At 66.4% G+C, this 25,818-nt stretch carries 24 protein-coding genes; 15 read left to right on the top strand and 9 right to left on the bottom strand.

Going from position 1 to position 25,818, the window contains the following annotated elements; genetic code table 11:
- The first annotated feature begins 78 nt into the window (after window positions 1–78).
- Window positions 79–1,854 (top strand): cation:proton antiporter, encoded by a 1,776-nt coding sequence (locus P1IM2_RS12450; RefSeq protein ID WP_186402653.1) that lies wholly within the window; start codon window positions 79–81, stop codon window positions 1,852–1,854.
- On the opposite strand, the gene P1IM2_RS12445 is transcribed toward P1IM2_RS12450, so the two are convergent.
- Window positions 1,855–4,797 carry a pitrilysin family protein gene (locus P1IM2_RS12445; RefSeq protein WP_186402652.1) on the bottom strand — a complete coding sequence of 981 codons (2,943 nt, stop codon included), beginning with the start codon at window positions 4,795–4,797 and terminating at the stop codon, window positions 1,855–1,857.
- A gap of 85 nt (window positions 4,798–4,882) precedes the next feature.
- Between P1IM2_RS12445 and P1IM2_RS12440 the strand changes: the two genes are divergently transcribed.
- On the top strand, window positions 4,883–5,743 hold the full coding sequence (locus tag P1IM2_RS12440) for a carbon-nitrogen hydrolase family protein (protein WP_186402651.1): 861 nt from the start codon (window positions 4,883–4,885) through the stop codon (window positions 5,741–5,743).
- A gap of 139 nt (window positions 5,744–5,882) precedes the next feature.
- Here the strand turns inward: P1IM2_RS12440 and P1IM2_RS12435 are convergent, their stop codons facing one another.
- Window positions 5,883–6,113, bottom strand: coding sequence for a hypothetical protein (locus tag P1IM2_RS12435; RefSeq protein ID WP_003040186.1), 231 nt, complete (start codon window positions 6,111–6,113; stop codon window positions 5,883–5,885).
- A 178-nt stretch (window positions 6,114–6,291) separates the two neighbouring features.
- Window positions 6,292–7,083: an NUDIX hydrolase gene (locus P1IM2_RS12430; protein WP_186402650.1), complete on the bottom strand. Its 792-nt coding sequence runs from the start codon at window positions 7,081–7,083 to the stop codon at window positions 6,292–6,294.
- Window positions 7,084–7,175: 92 nt separating this feature from the next.
- Here P1IM2_RS12430 and P1IM2_RS12425 point away from each other — a divergent pair, with 92 nt between their 5' ends.
- A complete protein-coding gene (locus tag P1IM2_RS12425) occupies window positions 7,176–7,838 on the top strand; it encodes a DUF4126 domain-containing protein (RefSeq protein WP_260834078.1) in 663 nt (220 codons plus the stop codon).
- A 3-nt stretch (window positions 7,839–7,841) separates the two neighbouring features.
- Here P1IM2_RS12425 and P1IM2_RS12420 read toward each other — a convergent pair whose 3' ends face one another.
- On the bottom strand, window positions 7,842–9,065 hold the full coding sequence (locus tag P1IM2_RS12420) for an NAD(P)/FAD-dependent oxidoreductase (RefSeq protein WP_186402649.1): 1,224 nt from the start codon (window positions 9,063–9,065) through the stop codon (window positions 7,842–7,844).
- Between the two features lie 133 nt (window positions 9,066–9,198).
- Between P1IM2_RS12420 and P1IM2_RS12415 the strand changes: the two genes are divergently transcribed.
- Window positions 9,199–11,010, top strand: coding sequence for a diguanylate cyclase (locus P1IM2_RS12415; RefSeq protein WP_186402648.1), 1,812 nt, complete (start codon window positions 9,199–9,201; stop codon window positions 11,008–11,010).
- 39 nt (window positions 11,011–11,049) lie between these two features.
- On the opposite strand, the gene P1IM2_RS12410 is transcribed toward P1IM2_RS12415, so the two are convergent.
- The 5 genes from P1IM2_RS12410 to P1IM2_RS12390 all read right to left on the bottom strand — a co-directional run bounded on the left by P1IM2_RS12410 (window position 11,050) and on the right by P1IM2_RS12390 (window position 14,718).
- Window positions 11,050–11,676 carry an SCO family protein gene (locus P1IM2_RS12410; protein WP_186402647.1) on the bottom strand — a complete coding sequence of 209 codons (627 nt, stop codon included), beginning with the start codon at window positions 11,674–11,676 and terminating at the stop codon, window positions 11,050–11,052.
- On the bottom strand, window positions 11,663–12,148 hold the full coding sequence (locus P1IM2_RS12405; protein ID WP_186402646.1) for a copper chaperone PCu(A)C: 486 nt from the start codon (window positions 12,146–12,148) through the stop codon (window positions 11,663–11,665). Before P1IM2_RS12405 ends, P1IM2_RS12410 begins: the two co-directional genes overlap by 14 nt.
- A 170-nt stretch (window positions 12,149–12,318) precedes the next feature.
- On the bottom strand, window positions 12,319–12,822 hold the full coding sequence (locus P1IM2_RS12400; protein WP_186402645.1) for a DUF2244 domain-containing protein: 504 nt from the start codon (window positions 12,820–12,822) through the stop codon (window positions 12,319–12,321).
- A gap of 77 nt (window positions 12,823–12,899) precedes the next feature.
- The gene (locus P1IM2_RS12395) at window positions 12,900–13,310 is read right to left on the bottom strand and encodes a DUF2946 family protein (protein WP_186402644.1); all 411 of its coding nucleotides are present in this window, start codon (window positions 13,308–13,310) and stop codon (window positions 12,900–12,902) included.
- A 79-nt stretch (window positions 13,311–13,389) separates the two neighbouring features.
- Window positions 13,390–14,718, bottom strand: a complete 1,329-nt coding sequence (locus P1IM2_RS12390; RefSeq protein ID WP_003040213.1) for an MFS transporter — start codon at window positions 14,716–14,718, stop codon at window positions 13,390–13,392.
- A gap of 188 nt (window positions 14,719–14,906) precedes the next feature.
- On the opposite strand from P1IM2_RS12390, the gene cyoA reads away from it, so the two are divergent.
- From cyoA to P1IM2_RS12335, 11 genes are all read left to right on the top strand, one after another.
- On the top strand, window positions 14,907–16,091 hold the full coding sequence (gene cyoA / locus P1IM2_RS12385; protein WP_260834073.1) for a ubiquinol oxidase subunit II: 1,185 nt from the start codon (window positions 14,907–14,909) through the stop codon (window positions 16,089–16,091).
- A 20-nt stretch (window positions 16,092–16,111) separates the two neighbouring features.
- Window positions 16,112–18,121, top strand: coding sequence for a cytochrome o ubiquinol oxidase subunit I (cyoB, locus tag P1IM2_RS12380; RefSeq protein WP_186402643.1), 2,010 nt, complete (start codon window positions 16,112–16,114; stop codon window positions 18,119–18,121).
- A 3-nt stretch (window positions 18,122–18,124) separates the two neighbouring features.
- Complete coding sequence (cyoC, locus tag P1IM2_RS12375; protein ID WP_058812603.1) at window positions 18,125–18,754, top strand: cytochrome o ubiquinol oxidase subunit III; 630 nt, start codon at window positions 18,125–18,127, stop codon at window positions 18,752–18,754.
- Window positions 18,751–19,131, top strand: a complete 381-nt coding sequence (gene cyoD, locus P1IM2_RS12370; protein ID WP_186402642.1) for a cytochrome o ubiquinol oxidase subunit IV — start codon at window positions 18,751–18,753, stop codon at window positions 19,129–19,131. The genes cyoC and cyoD overlap by 4 nt, the downstream gene beginning before the upstream one ends.
- Complete coding sequence (locus tag P1IM2_RS12365; protein ID WP_186402641.1) at window positions 19,128–19,853, top strand: SURF1 family protein; 726 nt, start codon at window positions 19,128–19,130, stop codon at window positions 19,851–19,853. The genes cyoD and P1IM2_RS12365 overlap by 4 nt, the downstream gene beginning before the upstream one ends.
- Window positions 19,850–21,157 carry an ATP-binding protein gene (locus tag P1IM2_RS12360; protein WP_186402640.1) on the top strand — a complete coding sequence of 436 codons (1,308 nt, stop codon included), beginning with the start codon at window positions 19,850–19,852 and terminating at the stop codon, window positions 21,155–21,157. Before P1IM2_RS12365 ends, P1IM2_RS12360 begins: the two co-directional genes overlap by 4 nt.
- Window positions 21,154–21,684: a response regulator transcription factor gene (locus P1IM2_RS12355; RefSeq protein WP_186402639.1), complete on the top strand. Its 531-nt coding sequence runs from the start codon at window positions 21,154–21,156 to the stop codon at window positions 21,682–21,684. The genes P1IM2_RS12360 and P1IM2_RS12355 overlap by 4 nt, the downstream gene beginning before the upstream one ends.
- A gap of 116 nt (window positions 21,685–21,800) precedes the next feature.
- The gene (locus P1IM2_RS12350) at window positions 21,801–22,352 is read left to right on the top strand and encodes a thermostable hemolysin (RefSeq protein ID WP_186402638.1); all 552 of its coding nucleotides are present in this window, start codon (window positions 21,801–21,803) and stop codon (window positions 22,350–22,352) included.
- 1 nt (window position 22,353) lies between these two features.
- Window positions 22,354–24,408 (top strand): AMP-binding protein, encoded by a 2,055-nt coding sequence (locus P1IM2_RS12345; protein ID WP_186402637.1) that lies wholly within the window; start codon window positions 22,354–22,356, stop codon window positions 24,406–24,408.
- Window positions 24,395–25,150, top strand: a complete 756-nt coding sequence (locus P1IM2_RS12340) for an SDR family NAD(P)-dependent oxidoreductase (RefSeq protein ID WP_062900608.1) — start codon at window positions 24,395–24,397, stop codon at window positions 25,148–25,150. Before P1IM2_RS12345 ends, P1IM2_RS12340 begins: the two co-directional genes overlap by 14 nt.
- Before the next feature lie 22 nt (window positions 25,151–25,172).
- Window positions 25,173–25,817 (top strand): c-type cytochrome biogenesis protein, encoded by a 645-nt coding sequence (locus P1IM2_RS12335; RefSeq protein ID WP_186402636.1) that lies wholly within the window; start codon window positions 25,173–25,175, stop codon window positions 25,815–25,817.
- The last annotated feature ends 1 nt before the right edge of the window (window position 25,818 follow it).

Raw genomic sequence — 25,818 nt, 5'->3', positions numbered from 1 at the left:
GCCAGCGGGCTTAAACAACCGAAAAGGTTGGGATAGGCATCTAGCCAATCGGGGCCGGCCTGCATAAGGTCGGCCCTTATGGTAAGTGAACAGGACACATCGGCTATCGGCAACGCGCTGGTGGTGCTGGGGGCGGCGGGAATCGTCATCCCGGCCTTTGCGCGCTTTCGCATCTCGCCGGTGATCGGGTTCATTCTCGTCGGGCTGCTCGTCGGGCCATCGGGGCTCGGGGCGCTCGCCGCCGATTATCCGTGGCTGCGGCACATCACCATCGCTTCGAGCGAAGACATCGCGCTGTTCGGCGAATTCGGCATCATCCTGCTGCTCTTTTCGATCGGGCTCGAACTGTCGTTCCGACGCCTGTGGCAGCTGCGCAAGCTGGTCTTCGGCATCGGGGCTGCCGAACTGTTGCTGGGCGGCGCGATACTGGGCACGGCGCTGTTCCTGCTGGGCGATCATTCGACCGCCGCGGCCTATGGCCTCGGCATCGCCCTCGCCCTCTCATCGACGGCGCTGGTGCTGCCGATCGCGGGCACCAAATCGGCCGTCGGCCGCGCTTCCTTTGCGATGTTGCTGTTCGAGGATCTGGCGATCGTCCCGATCATCTTCGTTCTCGGCGCGCTGTCCCCCATCGCGGCGAGCGACAATACCGAGCTTATGCTGACGACGCTGTGGCAGGGCGCGCTGGTCGTGGCGATCCTCGCGGTCGCGGGCTGGTTCCTGCTGCCGCGCATCTTCGCGCAGGCCGCGCGCGCAAAGGATCCCGAGCTGTTTCTGGCGGCGAGCCTGCTGGTCGTGATCGTCGCGGCGCTGGCGACCGCCGCGGTCGGCCTGTCGCCGATCGTCGGCGCGCTGCTGGCCGGCCTGATGATCGCCGAGACCGAATATCATAGCGAAGTCGAAGCAATCACGGCGCCGTTCAAAGGCCTCGCGCTCGGCGTGTTCCTGATCAGCGTCGGCATGGGGCTCAACCTCAAGACGATCGCGGCGCAATGGCCCGAGCTGATCGCCGCCGTAGTCGGCGTGGTCTTGATCAAATCGATCGTGACCGCGGCGCTGCTGCGCTTTTCGGGCGCCGCGCGGCGCGGCACGGCGGCCGAGGTCGGATTGCTGATGGCCAGCCCGTCGGAAACGACGCTGATCGTCCTTGCAACGGCGCTTCAGGCGCAGCTCATCAGCCGCACCACCGCCGAATTCTGGCAGCTCGTCACCGCAATCGGCCTGACGATCACGCCGCTCCTCGCCCGCGTGGGCCACGATGTCGCGCGCCGGATAGAGATGCGCAGCGGCGACGCGCAGGAAGAAGAAACGCCCGAAGGCCGTACCGTCGTCGTCGGCTTCGGCCGCGTCGGGCGCACCGTCGCCGAATTGCTGCGCGAACATCAGCGACCCTATGTCGCGGTCGACGCCGATATCGACACCGTCGCGGCTGCGAGGCGCGACGGTTTTTCGGTCCGTTTCGCCGATGTGGCGCGCCCGGGCAGCCTCGACCGGATGGGGATCGAAAATGCCGACGCGATCGTGCTGACGATGGACGATCCGGTGCAGCAATTGCGCATGACGCGCCAGCTTCGCCAGAAATATCCCGAGCTGCCGATCATCAGCCGCGCGCGCGACGCCGATCATGCCGCGGCGCTCTATCGGGCCGGCGCCACCGACGCAGTGCCCGAAACGCTCGAAAGCTCGCTGCAACTCGCCGAAGCGGTGCTGGTCGATCTGGGCGTTGCGATGGGCCCCGTCATCGCCTCGATCCACGATGTCCGGGCGCGCATGCGCCACGACATCATGACCAAGGGCGAGCTCGCCGACGAACCGCGCATCCGCAAGCTGCGCCGCCCCGAAGGCAGCGCCTGACTATTTGCCGCCGCCGATCGCCCCGCCATCGAGCGCCGCCGCCTGCGCCAGCGTCATTCCCTTCGGCAGCACCGCCAGCGACCATTTCCGCCCCGGCACCAGATATTGCCGCGCCAGACGCTGAATATCGGCGGCGCTGATATTGGTCACATCGTCCTCGATCGCCATCGCCGCCTTGATATAGCGCGGATCGCGCGTCGCGCCCTCGAGCAGATACATCCAGTAGAGATTGCCGGTCGTCGCGCGCGCGACCTGTTCGCGGATCGGCCCGGCATTGCGCGCGAGTTCGTCGGCGCTGACGGGCCGCGCGACGAGATCGGCGGCAATGTCGTCGGCGATGCTATAGAGCCGGTTAACGTCCTTCGGCGCCAGCAGGCTGCCGACCAGCAGATAGCCGCCGCTCTTTTCGAAACCCGTCGGCCAATGGCTGTCGACGACCGGGCCATAGCTTGCGCCCTGTTCGGCGCGCAGCCGGTCGAACAGGCGGTCGTTGAAGATCGCAGCGAGCACATCCATCGCCCGCGCATCGCGCATATTGTCGATCCCGCCGCTCGTCGGCCAGGCGATCATCGCCGCCGCCTGCCCCTTGTCGCCGGTATGATAGGCAACGAACGGCTTTGCATTATGCTGCGCGAAGGCGACGCTCTGCCCGCCCGCCGGTGCGAGCGGCTGGCGCGGCGCAAGCGCTCCGAAACTTTCGGCAAGCAACTGCTTGTAATCGACCGATTCGAGATCGCCGAATATCTGGACCTCGATCGGGCCGCTCTTGAGGCGCGGTTCCCAGAAAGCGCGGAAGGCGGCGGGCGTAAGCCCTTCGATCGCGGCGCGCGACGGCGGCGCCCAGCGCGTGTCGCCGCCCGCCAGCCAGCCGCGCAGATTGCGGTCGAGTACCGCATTGGGCGTCGCGTCATTGAGGTCGAAACCGGTCAGCAGGCCAACGCGCAGCCGCTCGATCGGCGAGGCATCCCAGCGCGGCGCCGCGAGCTTGGTCGCCATGAGGCGCAGCTGATCGCGCAGATCGGCGGGGTTGCTCTCTGCGGTCATCTCAAAGGCGTCGTCGTCGATATCGAAGCCCATCTGGATCTGGCGACCGTTGGTTGCCTGGTCGAGCTCGTTCTGGCCCCACGGACCGACACCGCTTGCCATCAACGCATAATCGCCGGTCCACAGCAGATTGGGTGCGTTCCCCGCGACGCTGCGATTGCCGCTGCCGAAGCGGACGTTGACGCGCACCTTGCCGGGTTCGACCTTGTTGTCGGCCACCAGCGCGGTCACGCCATTGGCGAATTCGAGACGCTGGACATGCAGGCCGGGGAGCGGCGTTTCGGATTCGATCGTGCCGGGATGCCCCAGCGCGGGAAGCTGGCTGAAATCGACCTTGGCCGCCGCGACGCGATCGTCGCGCGCGGTGACGGGCGCGGCAAGCGCGGCCAGCAACGCCTTGTCGCCGCCTTCGATCGGCGTCGGCGTCGTCAGCACGAGCCGCGTGACGGGCGCCGCGAAAATCGCCCGGCTGATGTCGAGCATCACCTGCGGCGTCGCCGACGCGCGGATCGCGGCGAACATATCGACCTGCCCCTTGGGGCTCGTCACCGTTTCGCCGATATCGACCGCGCGGACCATGTCGTCGGCGAGGCGCGATCCTGGCTCGTTGGGCGCATTTTCCAGTTCCTTGCGCAGAAAAGCCTCGATCTCGTTCGCTTCGCGGTCGATGTCGGCCTGCGACGGCGGGGTCTGGACGGCATCGGCGATAACCCCGCGCACGTCGGCAAGCGCGGCCTTCCAGTCGCCGAGCGGCACGATTTCGGCCGAGGTGACATCGGCACTGCGGCTGACATAATCCTGGCTGACGGTGGCAACCAGATAGCTGCCGCCGCTCCGCGCGCGATTTTCCAATCGGCGATTGACGAGCGCCTGCGCGAGATATTCGAGATAAAGCCGCCGCGTGTTTTCGACGGTGTCGATGCGCTTTTTCCACGGCCGGATCATCGCGAGCGTCAGCGCGAGCGGCTGGTTTGCCTCGACGATTTCCTTCGCGACCGGTTGCGACGGATCGGGCTTGCCAAAATCGGGCTGCGCCGGGTTCGGTCCGGACTCCTTCCAGTCCCCGAAATATTTGCCGATCAGCGCGGCGAACTGTGCGGGGTCGCCATCGCCGACCATCACGACGACGGCGCGGTCGGGACGATACCAGCGATCGTGAAACGCCTGAACGCTTTTCGCGCTGGCGGCACCGAGCGCCGCGGTCGTCCCGATCGGCGACCGTTCGCCGAGCAATTGCCCGGCGAACAGATGCCCGCTCGTCGCGTCGGCGATACGCTTTTGCGGCCCGTCCTGTTCGCGCAGTTCGGACAGCACGACGCCGCGCTCGGCCGTCACCGCGGCATCGGTGATCCGCGGTTCGCGCACCATGCCCGAGAGCAACTTCATGCTTTCGTCGAGCGTCGTCGGCGTGACGCTGGGCAGATCGAGCTGATAGACGGTCTGCGTCGGCGTTGTTTGCGCATTTGAATCGCTCCCGAAGGTGACACCGAAACGCTGCCAGATGCGCTTCGTCTCTCCGTCGGGAATATGCAACGAGCCGCGAAATGTCAGATGTTCGAGCAGATGCGCAAAGCCGCGTTCGCTGTTCGATTCGAACATCGACCCGACATCCATCCGCACCCGGATCGACACCTGACCCGGTGGCACGCCATTGTTGCGAACCGCGTAGCGCAAGCCATTGGGGAGAACCCCGAAGCGCCATCCCTCGTCGCGCGGAATATCGCTGCCTTCATAAAGCCAGTCGCTTGCTTGCCCCGCGAGCGTCGATGCGGCCGCCGGTGCCGGAGTCGTTTGCGCCGTAGCGAGCGGCGCGATCAGCAGCGCCAGCGCGCTGGCGCAGGCCGGAAGCAGGAAAAGGGAGAGCGATCGACGCGCAGTCGACGGGGGAGAGACGGACATCGCGGCTATTTATCGCTTTCGAACCTTGCTGGCCACTGAACTGTCACAGCTTGTCCTTCGCGAAGGAGGCGCCTAGCCAGAACCCATGCAACGCCCACCGCACGCCCCGGTTGCCGCCATCGTTCAAATGACCAGCGGAATCGATCCCGGCGCCAATCTGCAGGCGATCGACCGCGCGCTGGCTGACGCCGCAGCCCAAGGCGCAGCGATGGCCTTTTTCCCGGAGATGTCGCTGCTGCTCGACCGCGACCGGCAAAGATCGGCTGCGCATATGCAGCGCGAGGCCGACAGCCCGTGGCCCGCGACGCTCGCGGACATGGCGCGGCGCCACCATATCTGGCTCCACAGCGGATCGATGCCCCTGCTCGCCGACGGCAGCGAGCGCCGCGTCAACCGCAGCCATGTAATCGACGACAAGGGCGAGATCCGCGCACGCTACGACAAGATCCACATGTTCGACGTGACCCTTCCGACGGGCGAGAACTGGACCGAGTCGGCCGCCTATGCGGGCGGTGACGCGATTGTCCTCGTCGATACGCCGCTTGGCCGGCTGGGCCTTTCGATCTGTTATGATCTACGCTTTCCCGAGCTCTATCGCGCCCTTGTGGACGGTGGCGCCGAACTGATCGCGATCCCGGCCGCCTTTACCGTGCCGACCGGCGAAGCGCATTGGCACCCGCTGCTCCGCGCCCGGGCAATCGAAACCGCCTGCCACGTCATTGCGGCGGCGCAAGCGGGAACGCACGCCGACGGGCGCGCGACCTTTGGCCACAGCCTCGCCGTCGATCCCTGGGGGACGGTGCTGATGGACGTGAGCTTGCAAAAGGATGACGGCGCCGCGGGCTATGATATCGGCTTCGTGGCAATCGATGCGCAGGCGTGGAAACGGGCTCGCGACGCCATCCCCCTCGCCCGATCGCGCTCGGTGCGGAATATAGAGATTTAGGCCAGGGGCTCTAGGCCAGGGGCTCTAGGCCGGGGGCTCTAGGCCGGGCGCTGTCACCGCGCAGAAGACAGCCTGCAGAATCACAAAGGGCTCCGAGCAAAGCCCGGAGCCCTTTGGTATCGGTTTGACCCGGAGCCTGTTACGGGCTGGTCGGGCTGTCTTCGTTGTTATCCGAAGCGATGATGATACCGCCGATGATAGCCGCGAGAGCGACAACAGCGATGATCCAGCCGGAGCCTTCCAGCTTGCTTTCACCGTTGAGTTCCGAATTGGCGCGTGCCGAGTCGAACGACTGAGCCGAAGCGGCGATCGGCGCCGCAAGCATCGAGGTCGCCGCGAGGGAGATCGCAGCCTTCTTAAGCAGGTTCATCTTATTCTCCGTCCACTGGATATATCGTCTCGATCCACACCGCGAAATGGCTTCCCCGCCATGGACCTGCCCGATCGGTTTAAGCGTAATTGCCGTCGATTGCAATCACCATTTCCCTATTTCGGTACTAGTTAGGAAATTGCTAAATATTGCAAAAGTTGCGCAGCTGGTCGCGATTCTAACCCCGCCTGACTTGCTCGAACGCTTCGCTCGTCACGGGATAGCCCAGATGACCCGGAATGCACAGATGCGGGGTGCCGTCCCGCTCCTCTATCCACGGCGTTACCAGTTCGACCGGATAATTTTCCGCGTGGCGCGCGAAGCCCGCAAAATCGTCGGCCTGCGCGATTCGTTCGAGGTTGCGGCGCGTGGGAAAGATGACCGACACCTCGCCGCGATCGGCGAGCGTCAGCGTATCGCGGGCGCTGGACCAGAATATGTGGCTATGCTCGGCCTCCTCGACCGTCAGTTCGTGCCCGTGCGGCGGCGCCGCAACGGCATAGAAGCGTGTGTCGAAGGTTCGCGCTTCCTTGAAATTGGGGCACCAGCGCGCAAAGGGCACCAGCCCGCCGAGCTGGATCGGCGCCCCATGCGCGGCCAATATGTCCGACAGCAACGTGCCGCCCAGAAGCGCGCGGCGAACATCGGCAAGGTCGGGTTCGGCAAGGTTGGGCAGCCCGACGCCAAGCCCCGTTTCCTCAAGCGTTTCGCGCAACGCAGCGACCCGCGCCGCGCCTTCGGCCGGATCCTCGCCAAAGCCGTAACGCTCGGCGACCAGATGATCGTCGGGATCGACGCGACCGCCGGGAAAGACCACCGCCCCCGCCGCGAACGCCATGTTGCTCGCGCGTTTGACCATCAATATCTCGTCGGGATCATCGTTGCCGGAGGGCCGCATGATGACGAGCGTGGCGGCCGGGATGGCCCCGTCGGGTAGCTTGGGCGATTGCGGTGGCGCGGGATCGGTCATGAAAATTCGATAACTAGGCTTTGCGCGCTTGTCATCTGCCATTGCCGCCAGCGACGACGGCCCCATTGCCGCGGCATTCAAGAGGGTGCAAGATGCCGCATCTTGGCGCGGCCGGAGGCAAGGCAATGGGATTGGCCGAAATATTGGGGGTCGCGGGCAGCATCAGCCTGTTGTCGGGCTGGCGCCTCTACCTCACGATCCTGGCGACCGGCGTCGCGATGCATTTCGGCTGGCTGCCGCTGCCCGAACATTTGCAGGCGCTGCAGATATTGGCGAACCCCTGGGTTATGGGCGTCGCCGCAGTCGGTACGCTCGCCGAGTTTCTGGCCGACAAGATCGCGTGGGTCGACAGCATCTGGGACAGCGTACACGGTATTGTCCGCCCGCTCGGCGGCGCGTTGCTGACGCTCGCGCTCGTCGACAGCGCCGATCCGGCGTGGCAGGTGATCGCTTTCATCCTCGGCGGCGGCGGTGCGCTCATCAGTCACAGCGCCAAGGCAACGACCCGCGCGGTGGTCAACATCAGCCCCGAACCCTATAGCAATGCCGCGGTATCAACCGGCGAAGACGTCGCGACGACGGGACTTCTCGCGCTGGTAATCGCCTTTCCCGCGGTCGCCATCGTCATTACCCTATTGCTGCTGATCGCCGCTGTCCTCGTCATCATTGCGCTGCGAAAATTGCTCCGCAGCGTCAGAGGCGGGCTCAAACGCGCGCTCGGCGACCCCGCAGACGCCCCACCGCCCATCGTCTGAGCGTCAGGCGGTGAGCAATTCCTTGAGGGGCGTTTCGCTATCGGCGAGCTGCTCGGGGGTTGCGGCGGTGCCGGCGGTGACGAGCATGCGGCCCTGGACATAATCCTTGGTCGCATTGACGCAGTCGAGCGCGATGACCTTGCCGGCTTTCAGGTAGACAACCGAGAAGCTGCGGCTGGCGGGATCGCCGCGCAGCACCGCCCGGTCGTGGCCCGTCGACAGCCCGGCGGTCTGCAGCTTGAGGTCATATTGGTTCGACCAGAACCAGGGGATCGCATGATAGGGCGCTTCGGCGCCGCAGATGCCCTTTGCCACGACATTCGCCTGATCATTGGCATTCTGAACCGATTCGAGCCGGATCACCGCGCCTTCGGCAAAGTCGTTCGCATGCGCCGCGCAGTCGCCGATCGCATAGATGTCGGGCAGGCTCGTCCGGCACAGCGGATCGACCAGCACGCCGTTGCCGCCCTCGGCCCCCGCCGCGAGCAGCGGTTCGACCGCGGGCACGATGCCGATGCCGACGATGACGAGATCGGCAGGAATGACCGCACCGTCCGCCAGCCGCACGCCGGTGACATGCGTGTCGCCCTCGATCGCCGCGACCTGGGCGCCGAGCCGCAGGTCGACGCCATGATCGCGGTGCTCCTTCTCGAAGAAGCGCGACAGATCCTCGCCCGCGACCCGCGCAAGCACGCGGTCCAAGGCCTCCAGCAGCACGACCTTCTTGCCCGCCTTGGTCAGCACCGCCGCCGCCTCGAGCCCGATATAGCCGCCGCCGATCACCACGATCTGCTGCGCGGTCTCCGCCGCCGCCTTCATCGCGTCGGCATCGGCGCGCGTGCGCACCCCCTGCACCCCCGGCAGGTCGCCGCCGGGGATCGGCAGCATCCGCGGATGGCCGCCGGTTGCCCAGACGAGCTTGCCATAGCCGATGGTCTCGCCGCCGTCGGTGGTGACGCGGTGCGCGGCCGGATCGACCGCCACGACGCGCTTGCCGAGCAGCATCGTCACGTCGCGCTGGTCCCAATATTTGGCGGGGCGCAGCTGGATGCGCTCGAACTCTTTCTCGCCCGCGAAATATTCCTTCGACAAGGGCGGCCGCTCATAGGGAAGCTCCGCCTCTTCCCCCACGATCGCAATGCTCCCGGCAAACTTCTGCGTCCGCAGCATGATTGCCGCCTGCGCGCCCCCGTGGCCCCCGCCAACTATCAACACGTCGAAGTTCATGGTCCGCCCATCTCCCGGATCGCTGCTCGCGCTGCGCGCCCCGTGACACGCACGGCGCGCCTGTGCAAGCGCGGGCTCACCCGATCATCGCATTAACATTTCACAATGGAAGCGATCCTATTAGGGGGGCAGCATGCGTTTGGCGACAATCACCAACTGGGCCTATGCCGCGACGGTCGTGCTGACGATCGCGTCGAGCGCGACGATGCTGCTGGCCTCGAACGCGACCGACCGCGAACGGGCGGCGGTCGAGCAGCGATACCGGCTCGATCAGGCGACCGCGACGCTGGAGGAAGATGCCTTCCTGCTGAGCGACCGGGCGCGACAATATGTGAACACCGGCGATCCGACCTATCTTGTCGGCTATCGTTCCGAAGAGGCGGCGCTCAAATCTGTCGAGGAGCGCATTTCGCATATCGGCGACGCCGGGGCATCGACCGGCGAGATCGAAGCGCTGGCCGATGCGGTGCGGCTGGCCGATCTGCTTCACGACGAACAGCGCGCGGCGGTCGCCGCGCACGAAGGCGGCGACGAAGCGAAAGCACGGCAACTGCTGTTCGGCGCCGAATATGAACGCCAGCTCGACCGCGCCGAACTCGAACTCAAGCGCTTTCGCGACCGGCTAGATGCGCGGGTCCAGTCGCAGGTCAATTCCGCGACCGAGGTGGCGCGGCTGTGGAAGGGCATTTCCGAAATCACACTGGCGCTGACCGCGTTGCTGGTGCTGTGCGTGCTCTATTTCGTCTTCAAGCAAAGGGTATTGCGCCCGGTCGTCAAGCTGAGCGACGTGGTCAACCGGCTGGCGGCGCAGGACTTCGCCGCCGAGCCGCCCGCCTTCGACCAGGTCGACGAGATCGGCGACATGGCGCAGGCGATCCGCATTTTCCGCGAAAACGGGTTGGAACGGCAAAGGCTGGAAAGCGAACGCGACGCCGACCGCGCGATGCGCGACCTGTTGTCGCGGATGACGCAGCGGTTGCAGGGTTGCGACACGATGGACGACCTGAAAGACGTCGTGCAGCGCTTCGTCCCCGAAATCACGCCGGGGCTTGCCGGGCGCCTCTATCTGCTCGACCGCCAGCGCAACATGGTAGTCGAGGCGTGCGGCTGGCAAAACCCCGGCCATTCGCGCGCCGAATTTTCGGCGCTCGCCTGCTGGGCGCTGCGCCGCGGGCTGCCGCACCGTCCCGCGGGCGACAATGTCGATGTGCCATGCGACCATGTCGACCGCAGCGATGCCGCGGCGCCCGTCGACACGCTGTGCCTGCCGCTTACCGCGCAGCGCGAGACGCTGGGCCTCCTTTATTTCGAAGCGCCGGCGGGCAACCCCGGCGCGCTGTCCGGCCCCGAAATCTATCTCGATATGCTGGCGGAGAATATCGGGCTGGCGATCGCCAATCTGCAATTGCGCGAAACGCTGCGCGAAATGGCGCTCGCCGACCCGCTGACCGGCCTGTCGAACCGCCGTCAGCTCGACCAGCTGCTCGGCATCCAGATCGCGCAAGCCGAACGGCTGGGACAGGATCTGGGCTGCCTGATGATCGACGTCGATCATTTCAAGCGCTTCAACGACGTCCACGGCCACGACGCGGGCGACATGGTGCTGCGCGAAGTCGGCAAGGTGCTGGCGGGCGTGACGCGCGATGCCGGTCTGGCGTTCCGTTATGGCGGCGAGGAGTTCATGCTGCTGCTCCCCGGCCTGTCGGTCGAAGCGGCGGCCGAGCGCGCCGAGGAAATCCGTACCCGCGTCGCCGCGCTGGCGCTGGGATCGGAGGCCGGGAATATGGGGCCGGTTACGGTTTCGATCGGCGTTGCGATCACCCCGCTGCACTGCCCGCCCGACCGGCTGGTCCGCACCGCCGACGCCGCCTTGCTGCGCGCGAAGGCGATGGGCCGCGACCGGGTCGAGGTGGCGCAGCAGCGCGATTCCTTCGCCGCGGTCTGACGGGCCGCGCCGCAAGGACGCGGCCCGCCGAACCCAGGATCAGGCAATGATGCGCTTCAGCTTTTCGAGCGCCGTCTTGTCATTCTCGTGATAGTCGATGGTGGTGACGAAGCGGCCGTCCTTGTCCATCAGATAGATGGCGGCGGTGTGATCGACCGTATAGTCGCCGCCCTCGATCGGTACCTTGCGGACATAGACGCCATATTCCTTCTGGATTTGGGCAAGCTGGGCATCGGTTCCGGTCGCCCCGATGATCGGCGTCTTGAACAGCGCGACATAGCTGCCGATGTCGGCGGGTCGATCGTGCTGCGGATCGACCGATACGAAGACGATATCGAACTTCATCCCGTCGGGATCGAGCTGCTCGCGAAGCTGCGCCATGCGCGCGAGGCTGGTCGGGCAGACGTCGGGGCAGCGGGTGAAACCGAAGAAGATCGCGAAGGGCCGGCCCTTCAGCGTCCGGTCGGTGAGCGTCGAGCCATCGGCCGCGGTGAGCGTGAACGGGCCGCCGATCGCGGCGCCGGCGGAGGCGGCCGACGTGCTCTTGCTGCCGTCCCCGCCGCCAACCGCCAATATGACGCCGAAGACCGCGGCGACCGCGACGAGCACCCACAGGATGCGGCGAACGACGACCATCGGCGGGGTGCCGCCCTCAATGTCCGCCATGACCGCCCTCCATCGGTGCGGTCGATGCGATCGGTTGCACCTTGAAGCGCACCGCGACCTTCCCCTGCCGCGCGAAGACCAGCGTCGCGGGGATCATGTCGCCCTGCTTGAACGGCTTTTTGAGCCCCATGAACATGATGTGATAGCCGCCGGGCTTGAGTTCGAGCGTGCCACCCGCCGGGATGGCGAGGCCGCCGGTGACCTGGCGCATCCGCATCACCCCGTCCTCGACCTTCATCATGTGGATCTGGACGTCGGCGGCGGCGGGCGAAGTCACCGAGAGGAGCCGGTCCTCCGATTTACCCTTGTTCGTTATGGTCAGAAAGCCGCCGCCGGCCTTTTGCCCCGGCGCGGTTTCGCGCGACCAGGGGTGGCCGATGGCGAGCGCGCCGGCGGTGACGCCGTGCGCGAGCAGCGGCGGCGCGGCGACCAGCGCCGTTGCCGCGAACATGATGCGGATTGAAGATTTCATCGAACGATCTCCTGTTGGAAAAATAATGTCGGCGCGGGATGCGCGGCGGCCCAATTTTGAGCGGCCGCCGATCCGACCTGCATCAGCAGGCACAGACCGACGGCCGCCCAGCAGCGGCGGCGAAACCGGCGCAAGGCGGCAATGCGGCGAGGCGGAGATGGGGCCATGTCCTACCTCATGTGGTTGCTTGCCGCGAGCGCACGGGCGAGGATCGGGGCGATCTCGCGCCGCTCGTCGAGGTTCAGGCAATGCCCGACCTCGAAGCGCTGCATTCGGTGGTGGAAGACGAGTCGGCAGTCGGTCGGCCCGCGCCGCTCCAGCTCGAAGCGAAGCCAATAGGACGGCAGGTCGATGGCCGCCCTGCTGCGCCCGCGCCAGAGGAACCGGCCATCCGACAGTTCGAGCCATTCCTCGGGCGGCGGATTGCGCTGGTGCCATTCGAGCGCCAGCATCAGCGCCGCCATAGTCGACAACGCGAACAGCGGCACCAGCCAGCGCCCCTGCAGCGCGGGCAGGATCGCCATCGCCATGAACAGCAGGATCAGAACGGTAAAGGTCTCGCGCCCGTGCTGCGTCAGGCGCGACCGGTTCTCGCGCATGCGCAGGCGGATGCCATCGGGCGCATCGAACGCGGACGCTTCATCGTCCGCATGCCGCCCCTCAGGACGGCGCATTATTTCGTACATGGACAATCTCCGGCAGGACCACGCGATCAAGGCGCGCGGCTGTCCGACACAGCGGGTTCAGCGTGTCAGGCGTGCGCCGGAGGGCCGCGCAGGGGCGGGCGGAGACCGGAAAGACGGCGCAGCGGCGGCACCGGAAGCGGCGCGAAGCCGAGCGCGAACAGAAACGCGATCGCAGCAAGCAAAAGCGCCGGATCGGCGGCGGCGACGGCGCCATGCGCGAGCGCGGTAAAGGCGCATTCGCCCTTGCCGCCATGCTTGGCGGGCACATCTTCGCCGCCCTTTTCGAAGGGAATCACGATCTGCTGCGCGAGCGGCTGGCCGCCGGGATCAGAGCAGAGGACGACGTCGATCGTCCGCGATGCATCATGGCCGGGCATATAGCCCGCGGGAACCAGCGCCTTCGACAGCAACGCCAGCGCGACCAGCCACATGGCCAGCCCGCGATGGCGTGCAATCCAGGCGCGTACCCCCGTCATTCGTCCCCTTTACGCTGGCGCGCGGCGCTTGTCACCGGCCGCGCGCGCCGCCGCGGCCGGACAAATTGTCTCAGGTCGGTCAGCCGATGGTGCGCGCCAGTTCGCGGTTGAGCCACAGGGCGACGAGCGTGCCGACCGCGCCCGACAACAAATAGCCGCCCGCGGCGATCAGGCCGAAGCTGCTCGACAGCCAGAGCGCGACCATCGGCGCGAAGCCCGCGCCGAACAGCCAGGCAAGGTCGGAGGTGAAGGCCGATCCGGTGTAGCGGTGCCGAGGAAGGAATTCGGACGAGAGCGCGCCCGACGACTGGCCGAACGACAGGCCGAGCAGCGCGAAGCCCAGAATCATGAACACCGCCTCGCCCGCTTCGCCCGCGTCGAGGAGTTGCGGCGCGAAGCCGCTGAACGCGGCGATGGCGGCGGCGGTCGCGCCAAGCACGGTGCGGCGGCCGAAGCTGTCGGCGAGCCGGCCCGACGCGATGATCGCGAGCACGCCGACGAACGCCGCCACCGCTTCAATCATCAGGAAGCGCGCCGGTGTTTCCTCGGTAAACAGGAACACCCACGACAGCGGGAAAACCGTGACCATGTGGAAGAGCGCAAAGCTGGCGAGCGGCGCGAAGGCGCCGGTCAGGATGACTTTCCATTCCGACCGCACCGTTTCGGTGAGCGGCGCGGGTTCGAGCGACTTGTCCTCGAACAACGCGGCATATTCGGGCGTGACGACGATGCGCAGCCGGGCGAAGAGCGCGACGACATTGATCGCGAAGGCGACGAAGAAGGGATAGCGCCAGCCCCAGTCGAGGAAATCCTGCGCGGGCAGCGCCGAGATGAGGAACATGAAGAGCAGGCTGGCGACGATCAGGCCGAGCGGCGCGCCGAGCTGCGGGATCATCGCATACCAGCCCCGCTTGCCCGCGGGCGCATTGATCGCGAGCAGCGAGGCAAGCCCATCCCACGACCCGCCGAGCGCCACGCCCTGGCCCATGCGGAACAGCGCGAGGAGCAGCGCGGCGCCTATACCGATCGATTCATAGCCGGGCAGGAAGGCGATCGCCGCGGTCGATCCGCCGAGCAGGAACAGCGCGGTCGTCAGCTTTGCGCCGCGGCCATAGGCGCGGTCGATCGCGGTGAAGATCACCGTGCCGACGGGACGCGCGACGAAGGCGAGCGCGAAGATCGCGAAGGACCAGAGCGTCCCCTGCAGCGGATCGAGCTGCGGAAAAATCAGCTTCGGGAACACCAGCACCGATGCGATCGCATAGACGAAGAAGTCGAAAAATTCCGACGTGCGCCCGATGACCACGCCGATGGCGATCTCTCCCGGCGCGATCGGATGGCCGTCGTCGTGAAGCGCGCGGGCGTCCCGTTCGGCCTGGGTGGTGGTGGGCGCGGTATCGGCAGACATGGGTAGGCGGTCCTGCATCGGGCGCCGCCGCCGGCATGCGCGGCGGGCATGCACGGAGGGATGGCGCGAGTCGGGTTATAGGGCGCGGCGCCCCTTCATGAAAATGCCCCTGCGTCATTGATCACGATCAAGGGATTGGACAAAATGTCCTATGTGCGGTGCAGCAAAGCGGGCCTAGGCGCGCCGCCATGCCAGAAAAGCTCTCCCGTCCGTCCACCCGATTCCGGTTGTTGCCGCTGCTCGCGGCGTTTCCGCTGCTCGCCGGTTGCAACATGGTCGTGCTCGATCCTGCGGGCGACGTCGCCCAGCAGCAGGGCAATCTGATCCTGGTTTCGACCGTGCTGATGCTGCTCATCATCGTGCCGGTGATGGCGCTGACGATCTTTTTCGCCTGGCGCTATCGCGCCGCGAACAAGGCCGCGACCTACAAGCCCGACTGGGACCATTCGACGCAGCTTGAGCTGGTGATCTGGGCCGCGCCGCTGCTCATCATCATCTGTCTGGGGGCGGTGACATGGGTCGCGACCCATTTGCTCGACCCCTATCGCCCGTTGGCGCGCACCGCGCCGGGCCAGCCGGTCGCAGCGGCGACGCAGCCGATCGACGTGCAGGTCGTCGCGCTCGACTGGAAATGGCTGTTCATCTACCCCGACCAGGGCATTGCGACGGTAAACGAGCTGGCGCTGCCCGCGCATCATCCGGTGCGGTTCCGCATTTCGGCATCGTCGGTGATGAACAGCTTTTACATCCCCGCGCTTGCCGGCCAGATTTATGCGATGCCGGGCATGGAGACGAAGCTCCACGGCGTCTTCAACCAGACCGGCGATTTCACGGGCTTTTCGGCCAATTATTCGGGCGCCGGCTTTTCGAACATGCGCTTCGCGGTAAAGAGCCTCGACGATGCTGGTTTCGCCGCCTGGGTCGCCGCCACAAAGGCCGAGGGCAAGACGCTCGACCGCAACGCCTATCTCGCGCTCGAAAAGCCCAGCGAAAGGGCGCCGGTTCAGCGCTTTGCGGCGGTCGAACCGCAGCTTTTCGACGCCGTGGTCAACATGTGCGTCGAACCCGGCAAGATGTGCATGCACGACATGATGTCGATCGACGCCGCGGGCGGTGCCGGCATTGCGGGCATCCACAATGTCCGCAGCCTTGCCTATGACAAGTTCGCCGCGCGCGGCTCCGAGCCCGGATATTGGGGCAAGCGCTATGTCGCCGCGCTGTGCAGTTCGCCGCTGATGGCGAAGGCCGACACCCCCGACGCCGCCCCGGCGAGCCAGGCGCCGCTGACCGGCGCCGGCCTGCCCAGCCCCGGCAAGCGCGCCGCGCCCGCGCAGACAGCGCTCAACGCCGCCTCGCCCCGCCCGCTTTCCTGATTTTTGTCGCCGAGATCGCCATGACCCCGCACCCCGCCCCCGAAACCGGCCCCTTCCTCGGCCGCCTGTCGCTCGACGCGATTCCGATCCACGAACCGATCCTGATCTTCACGTTCGCCGCGGTGGTGATCGGCGGGATCGCAGTGCTCGGCCTGATCACCAAATATCGCCTCTGGGGCTATTTGTGGAAGGAGTGGTTCACCACGGTCGATCATAAGCGCATCGGGATCATGTACATGATCCTGGGGCTGATCATGTTCCTGCGCGGCTTTGCCGACGCGATCATGATGCGGTTGCAGCAGGCGATGGCGTTCGGCGGGTCCGAAGGCTATCTGAACGCGCACCATTATGACCAGATCTTCACCGCGCACGGGGTGATCATGATCTTCTTCGTGGCGATGCCCTTCATCACCGGCCTGATGAACTATATCGTCCCGCTGCAGATCGGCGCGCGCGACGTCAGCTTTCCCTTCCTCAACAATTTCAGCTTCTGGATGACGACCGCGGGCGCCGTGCTCGTCATGATCTCGCTGTTCGTCGGCGAATTCGCGCAGACGGGCTGGCTGGCCTATCCGCCGCTGTCGGGCATCGCCTACAGCCCCAATGTCGGGGTCGATTATTATATCTGGGCGCTGCAGATCGCGGGGGTCGGCACCACGTTGTCGGGGATCAACCTGATCGTCACCATCCTGAAGCTGCGTGCGCCCGGCATGGGCCTGATGAAGATGCCGGTCTTCACCTGGACCAGCCTGTGCGCGAACATCCTGATCGTCGCGTCCTTTCCCGTGCTGACCGCGGTGCTCGCGCTGCTGACGCTCGACCGCTATCTCGGCACCAACTTCTTCACCAACGACTTCGGCGGATCGCCGATGATGTATGTGAACCTGATCTGGATCTGGGGGCACCCCGAAGTCTATATCCTGATCCTGCCGCTATTCGGCGTGTTCAGCGAAGTGACCTCGACCTTTTCGGGCAAGAAGCTCTTCGGCTATACCTCGATGGTCTATGCGACGATCGTCATCACGATCCTGAGCTACCTCGTCTGGCTGCACCATTTCTTCACCATGGGATCGGGCGCGAGCGTCAACAGCTTCTTCGGGATCACGACGATGGTGATCTCCATCCCGACGGGCGCCAAGCTCTTCAACTGGCTGTTCACCATGTACCGCGGCCGCATCCGTTTCGACCTGCCGATGATGTGGACGGTGGCCTTCATGCTGACCTTCGTGGTCGGCGGGATGACCGGCGTGCTGCTCGCGGTTCCGCCCGCCGACTTCGTGCTGCACAACTCGCTGTTCCTGATCGCGCATTTCCACAATGTCATCATCGGCGGCGTCCTGTTCGGCCTGTTCGCGGCGATCAACTATTGGTGGCCCAAGGCCTTCGGCTTCAAGCTTAACGTCTTCTGGGGCAAGATCAGCTTCTGGTGCTGGGTCGTCGGCTTCTGGCTTGCCTTCATGCCGCTCTATATACTCGGCCTGATGGGGGTGACCCGCCGGATGCGCGTGTTCGACGATCCCAGCCTGCAAATCTGGTTCGTGATCGCCGCCATCGGCGCCGCCGTCATCGCGGCGGGGATCGCCGCCATGCTTGTCCAGTTTGCGGTCAGCATCTGGAAGCGCGACGAACTGCGTGACGAAAGCGGCGATCCGTGGGGTGGCCGGACGCTCGAATGGGCCACCAGTTCGCCGCCGCCCGACTATAATTTCGCTTTCACGCCGGTGATCCACTCGCTCGACGCATGGCACGACATGAAGACGCGCGGTGCCGAGCGACCGGTCGGCGGCTTCCGCGACATCCATATGCCGAGCAACACCGGCGCCGGGATTATCCTTGCGGGGATCAGCCTGGTGATGGGTTTCGCGCTTGTCTGGCATATCTGGTGGCTCGCCGCGCTAGGCTTCGTCGGCCTGGTCGGCGGTGCGATCACCCACACCTTCAACTACAAGCGCGACTTCCATATCCCCGCCGCGACAGTGGCCGAGGTCGAGGATGCGCGCACCCGCCAGCTTGCGGCGGCCGGAGCCTGATCGATGAGCAGCACCACCCTCCCCGCCGCGGGCGAAGCGCCCGCCTTCTACGAACTCGACGAGCATCCCCATCCCGAAGGGCACAGCACGATGCTGGGCTTCTGGATCTATCTGATGAGCGACTGCCTCATCTTCGCGATCCTGTTCGCCTGCTACGCGGTGCTCGGCGGCAATTATGCCGCGGGACCGGCGCCCAAGGATCTGTTCGACCTGAAGCTGATCGCGCTCAACACCGCGATGCTGCTCTTTTCGTCGATCACCTATGGCTTCGCCGTGCTGCAGATGCAGCAGGGCAAGGTGAAGGGAACCCAGCTCTGGCTGGCGATCACCGGCCTGTTCGGCCTCGCCTTCCTGAGCATCGAGCTTTACGAATTCCACCATCTGATCGAACTTGGCGCGACGCCGCAGCGCAGCGCCTTTCTGTCGGCCTTCTTCACGCTGGTCGGCACCCACGGCCTGCACGTGACCTTCGGCATCATCTGGCTGGTGACCCTGATGATCCAGCTCGGCAAGCATGGACTGATCGCCGCGAACAAGCGCCGCGTCATGTGCCTGTCGATGTTCTGGCACTTTCTCGACGTCGTGTGGATCGGCGTCTTCACGATCGTCTATCTGATGGGAATGCTGCGATGAGCGCGAACCACGACAACCACGCCGCCGACCACGCGCATCACGAGATCGAGATGCCGCACGCGTCGATGCGCGATTATGCGATCGGTTTCGTCCTGTCGGTGATCCTGACCGCCATCCCCTTCTGGATGGTGATGACGATGCCGCTGTCGGCCGGTGTGATCGCGGCGATCATCATGGGCTTCGCGGTGGTTCAGATCGTCGTCCACATGGTGTATTTCCTGCACATGACGCCGAAGGCGGAGGGCGGCTGGTCGATGACCTCGCTGCTGTTCACGATCATCGTCGTCGTGATCATGCTGGCGGGGTCGCTATGGGTGATGCACCACCTCAACACCAATATGATGCCGATGCCGCACGACATGAGCCAGTTGCCGTGACCGGGCCGCGCCGCGCGGCCTTTGCCGCGGCGGCGCTGGTCGTGGCGGCGCTGCTCGCGGCGCTCGGCGTCTGGCAGCTCGAACGGCGCGAGTGGAAACATGCGCTGGTCGCGGCGGTCGATGCGCGCATCCACGCCGCCCCCGTTCCCGCGCCACCACCGCCCGCATGGCGCGGCATCGACGCGGCGCACGACGCCTATCGCCGCGTCACCGCAACCGGTCGCTTCCGTCACGACCGCGAAACGCTGGTTCAGGCGGTCACCGATCGCGGCGCCGGCTATTGGGTGATGACGCCGCTCGAAACGCCCGGCTTCACGCTGCTCGTCAATCGCGGCTTCGTGCCGCGCGAGCGCCGCGATCCGGCAACGCGCGCCGCGGGCAATACCGCCGGACCGACGACTGTGACCGGGCTGCTGCGCATGACCGAGCCCGGCGGCGGCTTCCTGCGCGCGAATGATCCCGCCGCGAACCGCTGGTATTCGCGCGACGTCGCCGCGATCGCTGCGGCGCGCGGCCTGGGCCGCACCGCGCCCTATTTCGTCGATGCCGACGCGGCGCCGAACCCCGGCGGCCTGCCCGTCGGCGGGCTGACCGTCGTCAAATTCCCCGACAATCACCTGGTCTATGCGCTGACCTGGTTCGCGCTGATGCTGCTCGCACTGTTTTTTGCCTGCCGGCTGTGGCGTTCGAGCGCCGATGCGTCCAATATGCCGGACGAATGAGCGAAGCCACGGCCCCACCGATCGCGCTTCCGGCGGCCGACGCCGGCCAGCGGAACATGTCGCTGCTGATCCAGCTGCGCTGGATCGCGGTCGGCGGCCAGCTCGCGACGATCGAGGTCGTCAACGGACTGATGGGCATCAAACTGCCGCTTGCGCCGCTGCTGGGCGCGATCATCGTCCTCATCTCGATCAATCTCGCCAGCCTCGCGCGGCTGCGCGGCGGCCATTCGGTCGCCAACCGCGAACTGACGGCGGTGCTGCTGTTCGACGTCGCGGCGCTGGGGTGGCAGCTTCACCATAGCGGCGGCCTCACCAACCCCTTCGCCTCGCTGTTTCTGCTTCAGGTGGTGATGGGCGCGATCCTGCTCACGCCGCGTTCGTCCTGGGCCGTGGTGGCGGGCGCGATCGTTGCGATGGTCGCGCTGCGCATCGATCCGACGCCGCTCGTCCTGCCGCAGCCCTATGCCGCCGATCCGCTGGCGCTCTATCTCAAGGGCAGCCTCGTCTGCTTCCTGTTGATCGCGGTGCTGCTCGTCGCCTTCGTCACGCGGATGAGCCGCAACCTGCGCGAGCGCGATGCGGCGCTGGCGACCGCCAGCCAACGTGCGGCGGAGGAGGATCATATCGTTCGCATGGGCCTGCTCGCCTCGGGCGCCGCGCACGAACTCGGGACGCCGCTGTCGACGCTGTCGGTGCTGATCGGCGACTGGCGCGCAGCGCCGCGGTTGGCGGACGACACCGAATTGCAGGAGGATCTGGCCGATATGGACGCGGCGGTCGGCCGCTGCAAATCGATCGTCAGCGGCATCCTGATGTCGGCGGGTGAAGCGCGCGGAATCGCACCGCAGCTAACGACTGCGCGCCGTTTCGTCACCGACATCGTCGACGACTGGCGCGCCGGGCGCCTCCCGGGTACGCTCGATTTCAGCGACCGGATCGGTCCCGATGTCGATATCGTCTCCGACCCCGCGCTGCGTCAGGTGATCGACAATGTCATCGACAATGCGGCCGAAGTCTCCCCCGACTGGATCGGCCTCACCGCACTGCGCGACGGCGAGATGCTGGTGATCGAGATCGCCGACCGCGGCCCCGGTTTCGACCCCGCGATGCTCGAGACGATCGGTCAGCCCTATCGGTCGACCAAGGGCCGCCCCGGCGGCGGGCTGGGCCTGTTCCTGCTGGTCAATGTCGTACGCAAGCTGGGCGGTCTGGTCAGCGCCGACAACCGCGATGCAGGGGGTGCGGTGGTGCGGATCACGCTGCCGATCGCGGCGATCGCGCGGGGCGAAGGGAGACGGGGATGAGCGAACGGCGCCTGCTGATCGTCGAAGACGACGAAGCCTTTGCGCGGACGCTGAAGCGATCGTTCGAACGGCGCGACTATGATGTGCGGGTGGCGCATGGGCCGGAGGGGCTGGATGAGCTGCTGGCCGGATTCCATCCCGATTTCGCGGTGGTCGACCTGAAGCTCGGCGCCGCATCGGGTTTGGGCTGCGTCCAGACGCTGAGCGCCTTCGACCCGGCGATGCGCATCGTCGTCCTGACGGGATTCGCCAGCATCGCCACCGCGGTCGAGGCGATCAAGCTCGGCGCCTCCTATTATCTCGCCAAGCCGTCGAACACCGACGATATCGAAGCCGCCTTCGGCCGCGCCGAAGGCAATGTCGACGCGCCCCTCGACGGACGCCAATCGTCGATCAAGACCGTCGAATGGGAGCATATCCACCAGACGCTCGTCGAAACCGGGTTCAATATTTCCGAAGCCGCCCGCCGCCTCGGCATGCACCGCCGCACGCTGGCGCGAAAGCTGGAAAAGCGGCAGGTTCGCTGAACGCGGGCACCTCCGGTTTGCCGCCGTTTCGGGGCGCCCCACCGGAAAATTTTCGCATTCCTTTGCGGGGTGCGTGTCATCGCGGCGTCTCATCCCTGTAACATAGGGAGATTGGCATGACGCCAGGCGACGACTTCGGAATGATCCGCCAACGGTATCGCGATTGCTTCGCTGCCGAACTGTCCCCCGGCTTTTCCGACTATATTCATCGTCCTGGTAGCGACGGATCGACCGCCGCGCTCGGCTATGCGCGCGCCGCCGATGCGCCACTATTTCTGGAAGCCTATCTCGATGCGCCCGTCGAAGAGCTGGCGGCAATCGCACTGGGCAGACCCGTTGCGCGCCGCCAGATCGTCGAGATCGGCAATCTGGCAGCCGTCAATCCGCTGGCGATGATCGCGCTTTGGGGCGCGGCGGCGAACGATCTCGCCGCGCTGGGCGATGTCGCGGTCGCGACGCTGACCGCCCCGCTGCGCGCCATGTTTCGCCGCATCGGCATCCCGATCGCCGCCATCACCCCTGCCCGCGGTGAGCGGCTGGGATCGGCGGCATCGGCGTGGGGACGCTATTACGATCAGGATCCGTGGGTCTGCGCCGGCATCATCGCCGGCGGGCAAGCCGCCATCAACAGCTTCCTCGAACGCCGCGCCGGGCGGCAGGCGGCCTGACATGACCATATTCGACATTCTGACCGCCCAGGCGGCCGCGCGCCCCGATGCCGTCGCCATCGATGCGCTCGACGGCCAGCCGCTGCCCTATGGCGCACTGCGCGATCGCGTCACGGCGCGTATCGCCGACCTCGCGCCGCGACTGCAACCGGGCGTCCCGATCGCGTTGCAGCGCGACCATGGCCGCGAAAGCGCCGAACTGGAACTCGCGCTCCTCGCCGCCGCCATTCCGGTGCTGTCGCTTCCCGGCTTCTTCACCGCCGACCAGTCGCGCCACGCCACCGGCTTGTGCGGGGCCGCTCCCGATCCGACGATCCGTTCCGCCGGGTCGGGCAAGCCCCGCCAGCCCGCGCCTGTGCCCCTCCCCGGTGGGACGGCGCGGATCAGCTTCACCTCGGGATCGACTGGCACGCCCAAGGGCATCTGCCTTTCGGCCGACCATATGCTCACCGTCGCCCACGCGATCGTCGCCGCGGTCGGGGCCGAGCACGCCGGACGGCATCTCGCGCTGTTGCCGCCGGGCATCCTGCTGGAAACGGTGGCGGGCTTTTTCCCGACGCTGATCGCGGGCGGCACCTATGTCTGTCCGCCGCAGGCAGAGGTCGGGATGGCCGACCCCTTTCGCCCCGATTTCGCCAAAGCGGTCCGCCTGATTGCCGAACAGCGCATCACCTCGCTGATCCTGGTTCCCGAATATCTCGATGGCATCGTTCGCGTCATGGAGGCGGCGGATATCCGCCTGCCGCTGTTGACGCTGGTCGCGGTCGGCGGTGCGCGCACCCCTGTCCCCTTGGTGGAGCGCGCCCGCCGGCTCGGCCTGCCCGTCCGGCAAGGCTATGGCCTGACCGAATGCGCATCGGTCGTGTCCCTGCAGGACGCGGGCGATGACGATCCGACGTCGGTCGGGCGGCCGCTTTCGCATATGCAGGCGCGTGTCGCCGACGATGGCGAGATCGTGCTCGATGGCCCGATCTGCCTCGGCGCGGTCGGCGGCGCGGCACCGTATGCGCCGCTCCACACCGGCGACATCGGCACGATCGACGCCGCGGGACGGCTGCACATCGACGGGCGAAAGTCGAACCTGATCATCACCAGTTTCGGCCGCAATATCTCGCCCGAATGGGTCGAGGCTGCGCTCACTCGGCAACCGGCGATCGCGCAGGCAATGGTGTGGGGCGACGGCCGACCGGCGCCCGAAGCGCTGATCGTGCCGGCCCATGCCGACGCCGATCTGGATGCCGCGGTCGCCGCCGCCAATGCCCTGCTGCCGGCCTATGCCCGCGTCGGCAGCTGGCGCGAAGCCGCGCACTTCACACCGATGAACGGGCAGCTCACCGGCAACGGCCGCCTGCGCCGCGCCGCGATTGCCGCCGCCTATCTGGACGGCACGCCCGACTTTTTCACCGAACTCGAGGCGCAAACGGTGCGCGAGCGCCTGCGCTTCCTGACCATTCCGCAATTGCAGGCGGGACTGACGGGCACGATCACGCGCGACGTGTACCTCGCCTATCTGGCGCAAGCCTATCACCATGTCAGCCACACCGTCCCGCTGATGCAGGCGGCGCGCGCGCGGCTCGGCGGACGCCCTGCGATCGTGGCCGCGCTCGACGATTATATCGCCGAGGAAACCGGCCACGAAGAATGGATATTGTCCGACATCGCGGTTGCCGGCGGCGACGCCGCGGCGGTGCGCGCCAGCGCACCTGCGCCCGCAACGGCCGCAATGGTCGATCACGCCTATCGCCGGATTGCGACGGGCAATGCCATGGCCTTTTTCGGCATGGTCTATGTCCTTGAAAGCGTCAGCGTAGCGCTGGCGACGCGCGGCGCCTCGGCGGTCGCGAAGAATCTGGGACTGCCGCCGCAGGCCTTCACCTATCTGACCTCGCACGGGGCGCTCGATCAGGATCATATGGCCTTTTTCGCAGAGCTCGTGAACGGACTCGACGATCCCGCCGACCGCGCGGCGATCCTGGGGATGGCGCGCGAGATGTTCGCGCTTTTCGGCGGGGTTTTCGCGAGCATCGAAATGGAACCGGCGCGTGCGGCGGCTTGACGGACAGCGAGTCGCCATCACCGGCGCCGCTGGCGGCCTCGGCGCCCCCGTCGCCATTCTGCTTGCGCAGGCTGGTGCCCATACGATCGGTATCGACCGCAGCGAAAGCACCGCGTGCCACGACAGCATCGTCACCGATCTTTCCGACGACGATGCGCTCGCCGCGCTGGCCGAACGGCTGGCGGGCGACACCCCCGATATATTGATCAACATCGCCGGGGTCATGCGATTCGGCCTGCACGAAAGCCAGCCCGTCGAGGCGCTGGCGCTGTGTTACCGGATCAATCTGCTCGTTCCCGCGGTGCTCGCCCGGGCGGTCGCGGCGCCCATGCGGCAGCGCGGGAGCGGGCAGATTGTCAATATCGGATCCGTGCTTGGCGCTATCCCCTACCCCTGGTTCGCCGCCTATTCGAGCAGCAAGGCCGGGCTCGCCGCGTTCAGCCAGGGATTGCGGCGCGAATTGGGCGGCAGCGGCGTCAGCGTGACGCACGTCAATCCGCGCGCCGCGCGCACCGCCTTCAACAATGCCGAGGTCAACCGCTTCCTCGAAATTACCGGAATGAAGGCCGATGCCCCCGAATGGGTCGCGCAGCGGATCGTCGCCGCGATCCTTGCCCGGCACCCCACGCTCAGCATCGGCGCGATGGAGCGCGTCTATGCCGCGCTCAATGCCATTTCGCCGCGGCTGATCGACACCGGCCTCGCGCCGCAGATCCGGCGCGCCCGCGCAGAATTTTCGTGAAGCACGACAAAGGAGTAGCCCGATGAAACTGCAGATGACGCGCGCCGCGGCGGTCGCGGCGATGGTGCTCGCGGCCGTGCCGGCCGTGGTGATGGCTGGTGCCGCCGAAGATGTGAAGTCGATCAACGACGGCTGGGCGCACATCGTATACGAGGTGCACGGATCGAGCACCCAGACCAAGGCACTCGACGCGCTCGCCAAGCAGGCCGCCGTGCTGGTCGCCCGCTATCCCGGCCGCGCCGAACCTTTACTGTGGCAGGGCATCGTCACCAGCGAGCAGGCGAACCGCGCCAACATCTTTCACAAGCTGGGCCTTGCGACGCGCGCGCGCGACATCATCGCCCGCGCCTATGCGCTCGATCCGCATGCCGCCAAGGGCGGCGCGGCGATGAGCCTGGGCGTCCTCTATTACAAGGTGCCGGGATCGCCGATCGGCTTCGGCGACACCGACAAGGCGCGCAAGCTGCTGAAGGAAGCGCTCGCGCAGGATCCGGGCGGGCTCGACGCCAATTATTTCTACGGCGACTTCCTGCTCGATCAGGGCGACAAGGCTGGCGCCCGCGCCTTTCTGCAAAAGGCTTTGCGCGCGCCGCACGATGGCACGCGGCCCGTGTGGGATGCCGGACGCCGCCGCGAGGTGCAGGCGCTGCTCGCCAAGACGCGCTGAC

Source organism: Sphingopyxis sp. P1IMeth2 (assembly GCF_900185685.1).
Lineage (GTDB): Bacteria > Pseudomonadota > Alphaproteobacteria > Sphingomonadales > Sphingomonadaceae > Sphingopyxis > Sphingopyxis terrae_A.
This window is presented reverse-complemented; position numbering and strand designations above follow the sequence as displayed.